Annotated in this window: 11 protein-coding genes; 7 read left to right on the forward strand and 4 right to left on the reverse strand. The window is 69.3% G+C overall.

Translation table 11 applies throughout. From position 1 onward, the window contains the following. Positions 1-7: 7 nt before the first annotated feature. From menD to ABZ803_RS08725, 3 genes are all read right to left on the reverse strand, one after another. Complete coding sequence (gene menD, locus ABZ803_RS08715) at positions 8-1,651, reverse strand: 2-succinyl-5-enolpyruvyl-6-hydroxy-3-cyclohexene-1-carboxylic-acid synthase (RefSeq protein ID WP_357034439.1); 1,644 nt, start codon at positions 1,649-1,651, stop codon at positions 8-10. A 798-nt stretch (positions 1,652-2,449) separates the two neighbouring features. Then, positions 2,450-2,896, reverse strand: a complete 447-nt coding sequence (locus ABZ803_RS08720; RefSeq protein WP_063051613.1) for a hypothetical protein — start codon at positions 2,894-2,896, stop codon at positions 2,450-2,452. Positions 2,897-2,970: 74 nt separating this feature from the next. After that, positions 2,971-3,627: a PaaI family thioesterase gene (locus ABZ803_RS08725; protein ID WP_357034442.1), complete on the reverse strand. Its 657-nt coding sequence runs from the start codon at positions 3,625-3,627 to the stop codon at positions 2,971-2,973. Positions 3,628-3,721: 94 nt separating this feature from the next. Between ABZ803_RS08725 and ABZ803_RS08730 the strand changes: the two genes are divergently transcribed. The 5 genes from ABZ803_RS08730 to ABZ803_RS08750 all read left to right on the forward strand — a co-directional run bounded on the left by ABZ803_RS08730 (position 3,722) and on the right by ABZ803_RS08750 (position 8,499). Then, complete coding sequence (locus tag ABZ803_RS08730; protein ID WP_063051615.1) at positions 3,722-4,615, forward strand: 1,4-dihydroxy-2-naphthoyl-CoA synthase; 894 nt, start codon at positions 3,722-3,724, stop codon at positions 4,613-4,615. 1 nt (position 4,616) lies between these two features. Next, positions 4,617-5,009 carry a VOC family protein gene (locus ABZ803_RS08735; protein WP_357034445.1) on the forward strand — a complete coding sequence of 131 codons (393 nt, stop codon included), beginning with the start codon at positions 4,617-4,619 and terminating at the stop codon, positions 5,007-5,009. A 338-nt stretch (positions 5,010-5,347) separates the two neighbouring features. Then, positions 5,348-6,508, forward strand: a complete 1,161-nt coding sequence (gene menE / locus ABZ803_RS08740) for an o-succinylbenzoate--CoA ligase (protein WP_357034447.1) — start codon at positions 5,348-5,350, stop codon at positions 6,506-6,508. A gap of 96 nt (positions 6,509-6,604) precedes the next feature. Next, positions 6,605-7,597: an ATP-binding cassette domain-containing protein gene (locus ABZ803_RS08745; RefSeq protein WP_357034449.1), complete on the forward strand. Its 993-nt coding sequence runs from the start codon at positions 6,605-6,607 to the stop codon at positions 7,595-7,597. A 68-nt stretch (positions 7,598-7,665) separates the two neighbouring features. Then, positions 7,666-8,499, forward strand: a complete 834-nt coding sequence (locus tag ABZ803_RS08750) for an ABC transporter permease (RefSeq protein ID WP_357034451.1) — start codon at positions 7,666-7,668, stop codon at positions 8,497-8,499. A 131-nt stretch (positions 8,500-8,630) separates the two neighbouring features. On the opposite strand, the gene ABZ803_RS08755 is transcribed toward ABZ803_RS08750, so the two are convergent. Further along, positions 8,631-11,960, reverse strand: a complete 3,330-nt coding sequence (locus ABZ803_RS08755; protein ID WP_357034453.1) for a BTAD domain-containing putative transcriptional regulator — start codon at positions 11,958-11,960, stop codon at positions 8,631-8,633. Positions 11,961-12,092: 132 nt separating this feature from the next. Between ABZ803_RS08755 and ABZ803_RS08760 the strand changes: the two genes are divergently transcribed. Both ABZ803_RS08760 and ABZ803_RS08765 read left to right on the forward strand, forming a co-directional pair. Then, positions 12,093-12,557 carry an SRPBCC family protein gene (locus ABZ803_RS08760; RefSeq protein ID WP_040870352.1) on the forward strand — a complete coding sequence of 155 codons (465 nt, stop codon included), beginning with the start codon at positions 12,093-12,095 and terminating at the stop codon, positions 12,555-12,557. A gap of 57 nt (positions 12,558-12,614) precedes the next feature. Beyond that, positions 12,615-13,484, forward strand: coding sequence for a 1,4-dihydroxy-2-naphthoate polyprenyltransferase (locus ABZ803_RS08765; RefSeq protein WP_357034455.1), 870 nt, complete (start codon positions 12,615-12,617; stop codon positions 13,482-13,484). Positions 13,485-13,506 lie beyond the last annotated feature (22 nt).

Here is a 13,506-nt window from a genome sequence, read left to right on the forward strand (position 1 = left end):
GTACGGCTCAGGGCTGGATCTTCGCCCGCACCGTCGCGTGCAGTTCCCGCAGGCTGGACCGCTCGGTGGCCACCTCGAGCACCCGCATGCCATGGGCGTGCCCGGTCAGCTCGACGGCCAGCTGTTGCGGGTCCACCTGCCGGTGCGGGATGCGATAGGCGGCGCACAAGGCGGCGAGATCCATGCCGTGCGGGGTGCCGAAGACCCGTTCGAACACGCCCGCGTACTGCGGGTCGCCCTGCTCGAGCAGCTCGAAGATGCCGCCGCCGTCGTCGTTGGCCACCACGATGGTCAAGTCGGCCGGTCGCGGTTCGCCGGGGCCGATCAGCAGACCGGACGCGTCGTGCAGGAAGGTCAGGTCGCCGATCAGCGCGATGGTGCGCCCCTCGTGGTGCAGGGCGGCGCCCACCGCGGTGGAGACCGTGCCGTCGATCCCGGCGACGCCGCGATTCGACAGCACCTTGATCCCCGGCCGCGGATGCGACACCAGTGCGGCGTCCCGCACCGGGTTCGAGGCGCCGAGCAGCAGTTGGTCGCCCTCCCGCAGCGCGTCCATCACGACCGCGGCGACGTGCAACCCGGTGGGTTTCGGATGCCGCGCGAGTTCGGCGCGCACCACCTGGTCGGCTTTCGCGTTCAGTTCACGACAGTGCTCCAGCCATCCCGTGCTCGGGGCGCCGCTGATGACCGCGCGCGTGCCGGTACCGACCACGTTGCCGGACACGTCGGGCCAGCGCGGACCGGTGGTGAGCGCGTAGACCCGGACGTCCGGATCGGCGAGCACCTTCGAGACCTGCCGGTGCAGGGTCGGGCGGCCGGTGATGATCGCCTGCTTCGGCCGCAGCAGCGACAGCACCAGCGGATGCAAGGCGGGCCCGTGCATGGGGGCGGTGGGCTCGGCGACGGTCGGCAGGTCCGCCAGCTCCGGGCGCAACCCGGCGCCGTGTCCGGAGATCACCACCGTGTCCGGTGTGAGGTCGAGATCGAGCGGCACGTCCAGGGTGGCGTACTGGGTCTCGGTCCAGGCGCACTCGTCGGCGCGACCCGTGGGAGCCGACTCACCCGGCGCCAGATCGGGGACCAGCGGCTCACGCAGCGGGACATCGAAGTGCACCGGGCCCGCGTTGCCGGAACGAGTGCCGCGCGCCGCGGCGAGCACCCGGCACACCGCCGAACGCCACTGGCTGTTCTGTTGGCCGTAGGGCGGGTGGTCGGCGTCCCCGGCCTCCTCCTCCGCCAGACCGAGCGAGATGGTGGCGCGGACCTGGCTGCCGAACAGGCCGAGCTGTTCGACGGTCTGGTTGGCTCCGGAGCCGAGCAGTTCGTAGGGCCGATTGGCGCTGAGCACCACCAGCGGGACGCGGGCGTAGTTCGCCTCCAGCACGGCGGGCCCGAGGTTGGCCACCGCGGTACCCGACGTCATCACGACCGGGACGGGGTGCCCGCTCGCGATCGCGAGCCCGACGGCGAGAAAGCCCGCCGTTCGCTCGTCGATCCGCATGTGCAGCCGCAGCCGCCCCGCCGCGTCGGCAGCCTGGAGGGCGAAGGCCAGCGGAGCGTTCCGGGAGCCGGGGCACAGGACGACATCCCGCACGCCCCCGCGCACTAGTTCGTCGACGACGACCTGCGCTTGTGCTGTTGACGGGTTCACGTCTCCAGACTGGCAGACAGTCAACTAGAAGTCGCTGCCGGGAGGCTCGCAATCACACTGTGTCCTCGGACACTGGCTCCGGAGGACGCAGCGCGGGTTCGCGCCCGAGGAGGCCGACGAGCCCGCGCGGCTCCGCTGACGTCCGAGCATGCCGCAGGGAGGTCGCTATCGGTAGGCGCTCAGTCGCATTCCACGGAGGGACCCGCAACACTCGGCTCGGTAGGCGCTCAACAAACACCGCCCAGTTCGAGCCCGAGCACCGAGTACTACCTCGTGACGACAGGGCCAGCAGTAATCACGGACACGACCCCTCCAAGGCAGGGCTCAGATCGTGCCCTGTCTACCTATTCGACCACACCGGCCCGGCTCCGCGTCTCGAGCGAATGGAGACCGAGCATGTTCTGTCGCGGCCCCGCTGACATTCGATCGTGCGCAGGGAGGTCGCTATCGATAGGCGCACGGTCGCGTTCCAAGGAGGGACCCGCAACACTGCGGCCCCGCAGGCGCACACCGCCCAGCCCACGACCAATCCCCGACCAGGTCCGCAACCGACAGGGCCAGCAGTCATCACTCGGACACGACCGCTGCAAGGCAGGGCTCGAATCGCGGCGCTGCCTACTCACTCGACCACACCGCTCAGCCCCCGGTTTCGAGCGAAGCGACACCGAGCATGCGCCGTTCGCGGCCCGGCTCGCGTCCGAGTGGCCGCCGCGTACGCGACGAACTCGCAAGCGGTGGTTGCTCGGACGCGAGCCATCAAGGGGCCGCGAACACGCCGCGACGAAGTCGCGGCAGAAATTACTGAGCGTGCTTCTGGATCAGGTCGCCCACGCGCGGCAGCGCCTCGATGACGTTCTTCTTCGCCGAGGAACGCATCGAGGAGTAGACCTTCTGCAGGGCCGGGCGAGTGGAGGATTCGGCCCGAGCGTCGGTGACGGCGAGCAACGCCTCGGCGACCTCGTCCGACTTGGCGACGAGCAGATCGGCGAACTTGCCGGAGCCCGACGCCGTGTACTCCTGCCAGAACGGCTCCAGCTGCGCGACGAACTTGGGCGCCAACGACTCCAGCGCATCGGGCACGATGGACGGGCTGATCTTCTTGACCGCCGCGTAGCCACCCTTCACAGCCAGGCCGGACGCACCACCCTTGTCCGAGACCTCGGCATCGAGAACCTCGACGGCGTCGGCAAGGAAAGCCGGGCGCTTCGCGTCGTCGAGCAGGGATTCAGACAGTGCTGCAACCACTTTCAGGTTCCTCCGGATCGGTATCGATGAACGAGCGAGGGCAACTATACGCACCCGCGCCAGCATTCACCCGGCTACGGCTGCCACGGCAGCAACTCCACCATCAGACCTTCGCAGTCGGCGAGCAGATCGCCCTGCTCATCGAGCAATTCGGCGGCGATGAAAGTTTTGCGCCCTTCGATCCGGTCGACCCGTCCGCGAACCGTCAGTTGTGTTTCCAGCGGAGTGATCTTGCGGTAGTTCACATGAAGGTACGCGGTGCGGCTGATCGGCCGTCCGGCGTAGTGCACGATCATGCCGAGCAGATCGTCGAACAGCAGCGGCAGCACACCGCCGTGCGCGGCGCCGTTGCCGCCGAGATGGAAACGGCGGAACACACCCGTCATCTCGATGCCCTCCGGCCCCGCCTCGACCACCTGCCACGGCAGCAGCAGAAGGCTTCCCCGTCCCGGCAGTTCGACGGCGCGGCCGGCCGGTCCCTGCAACTCCGGCGCGCGATAGGGCTTCAGCAGATCGATCAGCTCGCGGGCTTTGGCCTGCGCGGCCGCGAACACGTCGTCGGGCGCGTCCACGGACACGGCGAGATCCTGCAGCGTCCGCATGGCTTCCACGAATCCGCCGAAATTCGGTCCGACCCGCGCGGGGGTGACCTTCGGGAATCCGCCGTGCTTCTCGTACCGGGACCCGTCCACCGCGCTCCGGTCTATAACCGGTTTCACTTGATCGCTCATAACTTGCACGGTAACGCGTATTTTTACACCGTCAAATCGAGATCCCTCTGCCCGCTCACGACTTTCGGGCGCGGCGCGACCTAGCATTGCCCGGGTGACGTTCAATCCGAAGCTGTGGCGTCCCGTTCCGGGATTCGAGAACCTGACCGACATCACCTATCACCGGCACATCGAGCAGGGCACCGTGCGCGTGGCGTTCGACCGGCCGGAGGTGCGCAATGCGTTCCGCCCGCATACCGTCGACGAACTCTTCCGGGCACTCGACCACGCGCGGATGACTTCGGACGTCGGCGCGGTGCTGCTCACCGGCAACGGCCCCAGCCCCAAGGACGGCGGCTGGGCGTTCTGCTCCGGCGGTGACCAGCGCATCCGCGGCCGCAGCGGATACCAGTACGCCAGCGGTGACACCGCGGACACGGTCGACCAGGCCCGCGCGGGCCGCCTGCACATCCTGGAGGTGCAGCGGTTGATCCGTTTCATGCCGAAGGTGGTGATCGCCCTGGTGAACGGGTGGGCCGCGGGCGGTGGTCACAGCCTGCACGTGGTCTGCGATCTCACCCTGGCCAGCCGCGAGCACGCCCGCTTCAAGCAGACCGACGCCGACGTGGGCAGCTTCGACGGCGGCTACGGCAGCGCCTACCTGGCCAAGATGGTCGGCCAGAAGTTCGCCCGCGAGATCTTCTTCCTCGGCCGCCCCTACACCGCCGAGGAAATGCACCAGATGGGCGCGGTGAACAAGGTCGTCGACCACGCCGAACTGGAGGACGTCGCACTGGAGTGGACCGCCGACATCAACGGCAAATCCCCGCAGGCGCAGCGCATGCTGAAGTACGCGTTCAATTTGCTGGATGACGGCCTGGTCGGCCAGCAACTCTTCGCGGGCGAGGCGACCAGGATGGCCTACATGACCGACGAAGCCGTCGAGGGCCGCGACGCGTTCCTGCAGAAACGCGAGCCGGACTGGACTCCCTACCCCTGGTACTTCTGACATGGACATCCTCAGCAGCCGGATCATCCTGCGGCCCGCCGATTACCAAGCCACGCTCGCGTTCTACCGGGACGGCCTGGAGCTGGCCATCGCGCGGGAATATCCGGGCGGCACCGTCTTCTTCGCGGGCCAGTCGCTGATCGAGGTGGCCGCGCACGGCGGGTCGGGGGAATCGTCGTCGTTCGACGGCGGCATCTGGCTCCAGGTGCGCGACGTGTCCGCCGCCGCCGTGGAACTGGCGCTGAAGGGCATCGCGATCGACCGCGCACCGGTCGAGGAGCCGTGGGGCTTGCACGAGATGTGGGTGCACGATCCCGACGGCGTGCCGATCGTTCTGGTGGAGGTCCCGCCGTCGCATCCGATCAGGCGGGATTCCCGCTGGTCGCCGTCGTAGCAACGGTTCGGATCGGTAGTTCGGCGGGCGCCACCGAGTTGCCAACGCGAGAACCGGCGAGGACGATAACGCTCGGACGGCCACCCGACCGCCGACGTCCGGGCCGGCTGTGTCCGTGTCCCGTCCGACCGAGTGAATCGCAGTCTCGATGTCTGTCGTACTTGAGCCCCGATCCGACCGGGTGACCGCGCCGCGGGTGCGCCACTCCGGCATACCGACCCGTTCCGCACGCGGTTACGCGGGCATGACACGATCCCTACCGTGAGGGAGTGCAGCGAGCGAGCCATGGGGACAGCGGCTCTGGGCACGACCGGGCCTGGCGAGCGGCGAGGCATGGCATGAGTAAGACACTGCGCACCTTGCCGATGCCCACCGGGTCCGGTCTCGGCGATGTCATGCCCCATCTGCGGGCGGCGCTGGAAGGTAGCGGGGCCGCGTGGCTGCCCGTTCCCAACAGCGATCGACGCGAGTCGAGACGCTTGAGCGACGCCCTCTCCCCCGGCGAGCCGATCGACGAGGAAGTCGCTCTGGTGGTGACCACCTCCGGCACCACGGGCGTGCCGAAGGGCGCGATGCTGAGTTCGGCGGCCCTGCGCGCGAGCGGCACCGCCACACACGACCGGCTCGGCGGTCCCGGCAACTGGTTGCTGGCCCTGCCCACCCATCACATCGCCGGTATCCAGGTGCTGCTGCGCAGCATCCTGGCGGGGACCGAACCCACCGTGCTGGACGTGTCCGGCGGATTCCTGCCCGAGGCGCTGGCCGGCGCGATCACGGGTATGCGCGGTGAACGGCGCTACACATCCCTGGTCCCGACCCAGCTGATCAAGGCGCTCGAGTCGCCGGTGGCCACCACCGCGCTGGCCGAGCTCGACGGCGTGCTGGTGGGCGGCGCGGCCACTCCGCTGCCGGTCTACGAGCGCGCGCGAGCCGCGGGCATCACCGTGGTGCGCACCTATGGCATGAGCGAGACCTGCGGCGGCTGCGTATACGACGGCGTGCCGCTGGAGGGCACGAAGGTCCGGATCGAAGACGGCCGGGTGGTGCTGGGCGGCGCCATGATCGCCACGGGCTACCGCAATCAGCCCGACCATCCCGCCTTTGCCGAACCGGGCTGGTTCCGCACCGAGGACGCGGGCACCTTCGACAACGGCCTGCTGAGCATCACCGGACGGCTCGACGAGGCGATCACCACCGGCGGCCTGCTGGTGATCCCGCAGGTGGTCGAGGCCGTGCTGATCAACCACCCCACGATCAGCGAGGTGGTCGTCGTCGGCCTGCCGGACGAACGCCTCGGCCAGCGCGTCGCCGTCGCCGTGATCCCCGCCCCCGGCGCCACCCCCGACTTGGCCGAGCTGCGCGAATACGTCGCCGACGAACTGGACTCCATCGCCGCTCCCCGCGAACTCGCCGTTCTCGACGAGTTCCCTTTGCGCGGCCCCGGGAAGCCCGACCGCGCCAAAGTGCGCGAATACCTCTTGGCGGACTCGACCCACTGACGGCAGCGGGGCAGCGCGCTGCCCCGCTTCGTCCGGCACGTCATGCGACAGCGCCGTGCAAGAGCCGTGCAAGTCTCGGTGTCCACAGTTGTCCACATGACTTCTTTCGCACCAACTTCAGCGCTCGCCGTCGAGGCGGACGGCCTGGTCAAGGTGTTCGGGGAACAGCGTGCCGTCGATGGGGTGAGCCTGGCGGTGCCGCAGGGCTCGGTGTACGGCGTGCTCGGTCCGAACGGCGCAGGCAAGACCACGACCATCCGCATGCTCGCGACCCTGCTGCGACCGGACGGCGGCCGCGGCCGCATCTTCGGCCACGACGTGGTGGCGGAGCCGACGGCGGTCCGCTCGCTCATCGGCGTCACGGGCCAGTACGCCTCCGTCGACGAGGACCTGACCGCCACCGAGAACTTGATCGTCTTCTCCCGCCTGCTCGGGCTCAGCAGCATCGATGCCCGGCGCAAAGCGGCCGACCTGCTGGAGGAGTTCGATCTCACCGAGGCGGCGAACAAGCCGCTGCGGAACTTCTCCGGCGGTATGCGGCGCAGGCTCGATCTGGCGGCCAGCCTGATCGCGACGCCGCCGCTGCTGTTCCTCGACGAACCGACCACCGGCCTCGACCCGCGCACCCGCGCCCAGATGTGGGAGACCATCCGCCGCCTCGTCCGCGAAGGCGCGACGGTGCTGCTCACCACCCAGTATCTGGACGAGGCCGACCAGTTGGCCGACCGGATCGCGGTGATCGACCACGGAAAGGTGATCGCCGACGGCACGGCCGACGAACTGAAGGCCTCCGTGGGCGGCTCCAGCCTGCACCTGACCCTGGTCGATCGCGGCAGGCTCGATGAGGCGCGCCACATCATCGGCGACTTCCTCGGCGTCGAAGCGCAGATCACCCCGGAGGCCGGGCGGCTTACCGCGCCGTTGACCGACGCGGGCGTCACCGCCGATCTGCTGATCCGGCTGCGCGAGCGGGAGATCGGCGTCGACGAGATCACCGTGACCAAGCCGAGCCTGGACGAGGTCTTCCTCACCATCACCGGTCACCCCGCCGACGCCACCACCGACGAGTCCGAGAAGAGCGCGGCGTGAACGTCCGGCCCGCAGGCGGCAGCCTGCGTGACCACGAAGCGCCCGCGCACGCCGATAAGGAACCAAGCATGACCACCATCACCAAGACCGAGGCGCGCCATGCCGCGCCGACGAAGATTCCCGAAGTCAGCAACCACGTTCCGCTGGGCCAGGCGATATCGAATTCGTTCACCATGGCCTACCGCGGTCTGCTGAAGATCAAGCACAAGCCCGAGCAGCTGTTCGACGTGACGATCCAGCCGATCCTGTTCACCGCCTTGTTCGCCTACATCTTCGGCGGCGCCATCGGCGGCAGCGTGCACGACTATCTGCCGGTCCTGATCCCCGGCATCCTGGTGCAGACCGTGGTGCTCACCTCGGTGGTCACCGGCACCCAGTTGCGTGAGGACATGGACAAGGGCGTCTTCGACCGGTTCAAGTCCCTGCCCATCGCCCGCATCTCGGCGCTGGCGGGCGCGCTGCTGGCCGATATGGTGCGCTACGTCATCGCGACCGTGCTCACCATCGTCGTCGGCGTCGCCATCGGCTATCGCCCGGAGGGCGGTGTGCTCGGCGTGGTCGCGGCGGGTCTGGTCATCGTGGTCTGCTCGTTCGCGATCAGCTGGATCTGGGCGCTGGTCGGAGTCACCGGCAAGAGCGCCGCGGGCGTGCAGGGCATCTCGATGATGATCATGTTCCCGCTGACCTTCATGTCCGGCGCCTTCGCCATGGTGAGCACGATGCCGGGCTGGATGCAGGGGCTCAATCACGTGAACCCCGTGTACTACATGGTGAACGCGTGCCGCGGATTGATGAACGGCGCCGGTTTCGGCGGCGACCTGGCCTGGTCGCTGATCGGCGCGCTGGTCGTCATCGCGATCTTCGCACCGCTCACGGTCAAGGCGTACATGCGGCGGGCGTGAGCCCTCTCCACGCACGAGCAGGCCGGGTGACGACTGTTACCCGGCCTGCTTTCGGCGTAGTTCGCACGAAACCGGAATCCCTCGCGCATGCCGGAGCGTCGGCGAAGAACGAATGATGTAAGAGAAGACCGTCAGTGCGCGGAATTCAGACTGTGGAGCATTCGCATGATGCGGTCGGCGGATTCACTGCGGCGCAGGTGGCCGAGGCGGCGGCGGGCTTGCGCGACCTGCTCGGCACCGAGCTTCGCGATCGCCGCGTCCAGGTGCCGTTGCCAGCGCATGGAGGGGAAATCCTGACGGCAGAAGACGTTCGGCGCCAGCATCAACAAGTCGAGACCCGTGCCGACCTCGCGGTCGACGGCGATGAGATACGACCCGACCGCGCAGGCGACGCCGCCGATCTGCGGCAGGTCCCGGTACTGGGTCATCATCGGCACGGTGAGTTCGGCCAGCTGTGCGGCCAGGACCGCGCTCGAGCCGACTCCGCCGTGGAGTACCTGCGCGGCGAGCGCCGCCGCGGCGAGCATCAGGGCGCCGGGCCCGGGACCGAGCGCCTGATCCGGCCAGCCGAACAGCTCCAGTGCCCGCTCGTAGCGCGCGAAACCACCTGCGGTGTCACCCATCGCGAACGCCACTTCCGCGGAACTCTGCATCACCGTGGACAGCAGCCGATTCTGTCCGAGAGACGAGGTGTCCAGGTCCGGCGTGCCCAGCGCGAGGTCGAGTTCCCGCCGGGCCTGCTCCAGATCGCCGGCACCTACCAGCGAAGCCACCAGCAGGCTGCGGATCTCCACCGTGTCCTCGTAGGCGCCGAGCCGCTGTAGCAAGTCGAGCGAGCGGCGGTAATAGGTCACCGATTCGGCGTACTGGGCGATCTGTCCACAGACCTGTCCGAGGTGCCTGCTCACCATGGCCACGCTCCAGACGTTCTCGCGCCCGAGGACGTCCAGCGCGTTGATCGCGTCGATGGTGGAGCCGCGCACGTCACCTTGGTTCTCGCGCATGTTGGCCCGCAGCAGCAGCGCCGTGCCCCTGGTTTCCGGATCGGCCGAGCGCGCCGCCTGCGCGAGCAGCCTGCTGAGTCCGCGCGTGTCGGCTCTGGTGAGCACCACCCTGGCGATGAATCGGTTGTTCTCGCTGAGTTCGGCGGAGCGACGAAGCAATCGGCGCACGCGCAGGCGCAGCACGGCGATCTCCCTTGCGCTGCCGTTGGTGTAAGCGAGATGCAGGAACGTCATCTGATAGGTGACGAGCACGAGGTCCGGACGCGGACCTCCCCGGCCGAAATCGGCAGGCTCCAATTCGATGACCCGCTGGGCCCAGGCGATCACTTCCATATGCGATCCGCGGATCACCCACAGCGTGGCGACGACCGGGAACACCGTGTAGGCCGTCGCGGCGTCCCGTCGTTCGATGCCACAACGCAGCGCGGCGAGCAAGTTGTCCAGCTCCGCCGCCACGGAGAGGGCGAGGTGAATCTGATCGCCGGTCATATACCGGCTCGCAGCGTCGTCGGCGTAGTCCTTGGCCCACCGCATCATCCGGGTGTCGACCGCGTCCGGCTCGCCCGCCGTGGCGGCCAGCTGCTCCTCACCGAATTCCCGCACCGTCTCCAGCATGCGATAGCGGGTGCCGAGCAGCTCGTCGTCCAGCACGGTGAGCAGCGATTGGTTGACCAGACCGTCGACGGCCGCGGCGACATCGGTCACGTCGGCTCCCCCCGCGACCGCCTCCGCGGCCGAGAGCGTGAAACCGGCCGGAAATCGGCACAACCGGCGCAGTGTCGCTTGCTGTTCGGTATCGAGCAGGTTCCAGCTCCAGTCGATCACCGCGTGCAGCGTGCGATGCCGTTCGGGCGAACTGCGATCGCCGTGGCGCAGCAGCGCGAACCGATCGGCCAATCGCTCGTTGATCTCCTCGACGCTCATCGCCCGAACGCGGGCGGCGGCCAGTTCGATGGCCAGCGGCAGCCCGTCGAGCGTGTGGCAGAGCTGGGCGACGATATCGGGGTCCAGCCGGACCGCCGGGCGCACGGCCCTGGCGCGGGCGGCGAACAGTTCGGTGGCGGGCGAGCCCGCCGGATCGATGGTCAGGGGCGGCAACGGATACACCGTCTCAGCGGTGAGCGTCAGCGGCGATCGGCTCGTGGTGAGCACGGTCAGCCGTGGCGCGACACCGATCAGGTCGGCGACCACCACCGCGACCGCGTCGACCAGATGCTCGCAGTTGTCCAGGATCAGCAACATCGAGCGCGCCGACACCGCGTCGCGCAACCGCCTGCGCAGATCGACCGTCTGCCCGGAGCGCAGCGCCGCCGCGTCGAAGGTGACCTCGCTGAGCCCGAGCACCGCGGCGATCGCCGCCTCGATCTCGACCCTGGCGTCGCCTCCCTCGGCACGCACCGAGGCCAGTTCCACCAGCGCTACCGGGCGGGTGCGCGCCACCCGCGCACCGAGCTCGTTCGCGACCCTGGTCTTGCCCGCGCCGCCCGGGCCGAGCACGGTCACCACCCTGGAGTCGTCCAGCAGATCGGTGAGCGCGGCGAGATCGTCCGTCCGGCCGAGCAGCGCGTTGGGGGCGGCGCGCAGCCCCATCGCGGCAGGCTGCGGTTCTGGGGCCGCTTCGGCCGAGGGCGTGGCCGGGAACCCGGTTCGGTGTCCCGCGCGCGCGACCGGCGTCGGGGCACGCGGCGGCGCGGTGGGCCCGATCGGCTCACCGCGCAGGATCGCCGTGTGCGCCGCGGAAAGCGCCGGTCCGGGATCGGCGCCGAGTTGGTCGGCCAATCGGGAGCGGAAGGCCGCGAACGATTCCAGCGCCTCGTTGCTCCGTCCCGAGGCGGCGAGCAGACGCATCAGGGTCAGCTGCGCGGGCTCGTCCAACGGGTCCGCGGCGGCGCGCAACCGAGCCAGGTCCAAAGCGCCGTCGAGGTCACCGCCGCCCTCGCGTGCGGCGAGTTCGAGCTCATCGAGTTCGGCGCTTCGCCGCCCGGCGGCGTGTCGTAACTCGTCGGCGAGGTCACCCGGTGGCAGGTCGGCGCCGGGCTCCCCGCGCCACAGCGCCCGCGCGCTCGCGACCTGCGCCAGGCATCCGGAAAGGTCACCCGCGGCGTGCAGCTCGCGCGCCCGCGTAACGCGCTCGCCCACCGAGGACAAATCGACCTGTCCGGCGGCGAGCGTCAACCGGTAGCCCGCCGGGCCGATTTCCAGCGCGCCCTCCGGCAGCGCCGACCGCAGCCGGGAGACCTGGGTGTGCAGCGCGTTCATCGGCGACCGCGGCGGCTGTTCGCCCCAGACATCCTCGATCAGGGCGTGCGCGCCGCGGCTGCGGCCGGGTCGCAGCGCGAGGGCGGTGAGCAGCAGCCGGGATCGCGCGCCGGGCAGCGGCGTCAGCAGACCGTCACGGCGCAGCGCGACCTCGCCCAGCAGGGCCACCACGACCGATTCGCCTGCGGGCGTCGTCACTGCTCGACTGTGGCCGTGCGGGCCGCTGCGCTCCGGAAACATCCCGCGGTCATCGTAGGCGAGCGGACCCGACGGGGCCGACACGATTTCTTTGCCGGGACTGTGAGCGGTCGGTGGCATAGTCTGGCCCCCATGGCTGAGTTCGAGGTGGTCCGATCGGCCGTGGTCACGGCCGAGCCCGCGCGTGTGCACAGGCTGATCAACGATTTCCACAAGTGGGTCGAGTGGTCACCGTGGGAGGACCTCGACCCGCAGCTGCAGCGCAGTTATTCCGGCGCGGACTCCGGTGTCGGCGCGCGCTACGCCTGGAGCGGCAACCGCAAAGCCGGCGCGGGCAGCATGGAGATCATCGGCAGCGCCGACCGCGAGATCGGCGTTCGCCTGGATTTCCTGAAGCCGATGAAGGCGACCAACATGGTGACCTTCATTCTGGATCCCGTCGAGACCGGCACCGAAGTGACTTGGCGGATGACCGGCAGGCAGACCGGCCTGATGGGCGTCATCGGCAAGTTCATCCCGATGGACAAATTCGTCGGCCGGGACTTCGAAAAGGGGCTCGCGCGGTTGCAGCAGGCGGCGACGACCGAAACGGCCTGATCGCCGCGCCCGAGCTGAGGGCGGACGGTGTCCGAATGCGCCCATTATGCTGCGGACATGGCTACTGCAGCGCAATGGATCGAGGGCGCGCGACCCCGCACCCTGCCGAACGCGATCGCCCCGGTGCTCGCCGGAACCGGAGCCGCCGCGTCCATCGACGGCGCGGTGTGGTGGAAAGCGATTCTCGCGCTGCTCGTTTCGCTGGCCCTGATCATCGGCGTGAACTACGCCAACGACTACTCCGACGGCGTCCGCGGCACCGACGACGTGCGGGTCGGCCCGTTGCGCCTGGTCGGGCAGAAGCTGGCCTCGCCCGGCGCGGTGAAGACCGCCGCGATCGTCAGCCTGGTCATCGGCGCGGTCTTCGGTCTGGTGCTGGTGTTCACCAGCGCGTGGTGGCTGCTGCTCATCGGCGCGGCCTGCCTGGCGGGGGCCTGGTACTACACCGGCGGCAGCAACCCGTACGGCTACAGCGGATTCGGCGAAGTGGCGGTGTTCGTCTTCTTCGGCCTGGTCGCGGTGCTCGGCACCCAGTTCGTGCAGGCGGCCCGGATCGACTGGGTGGGCGCGCTGCTCGCGGTCGCGGTGGGCGCGTTCTCCAGCGCCGTGCTCGTCGCGAACAACCTGCGCGACATTCCCACCGACACCGAATCCGGGAAGGTCACGCTCGCGGTGAAACTCGGCGACCCGCGCACCCGCACACTGCACCTCGCGTTGCTCGCCGTGCCGTTCCTCGTGACGTTGGCACTGGTCGCCCGCACACCGTGGGCACTGGCCGGGTTGATCGCGATCCCGCTCGCGGTGCGCGCCAACGCGCCGGTGCGCGGCGGCAAGGGCGGCCTGGAACTGATTCCCGCGCTGCGCGATTCCGGACTGGCACTGCTGGTCTGGTCGGCGGTCACCGCGCTCGCGGTCGGGCTGGGCTAGCGCGCCGGCCGACCGACGCGGC

This window comes from Nocardia sp. NPDC047648 (assembly GCF_040642815.1).
In the GTDB taxonomy this organism is placed as follows: Bacteria; Actinomycetota; Actinomycetes; order Mycobacteriales; family Mycobacteriaceae; genus Nocardia; species Nocardia gamkensis.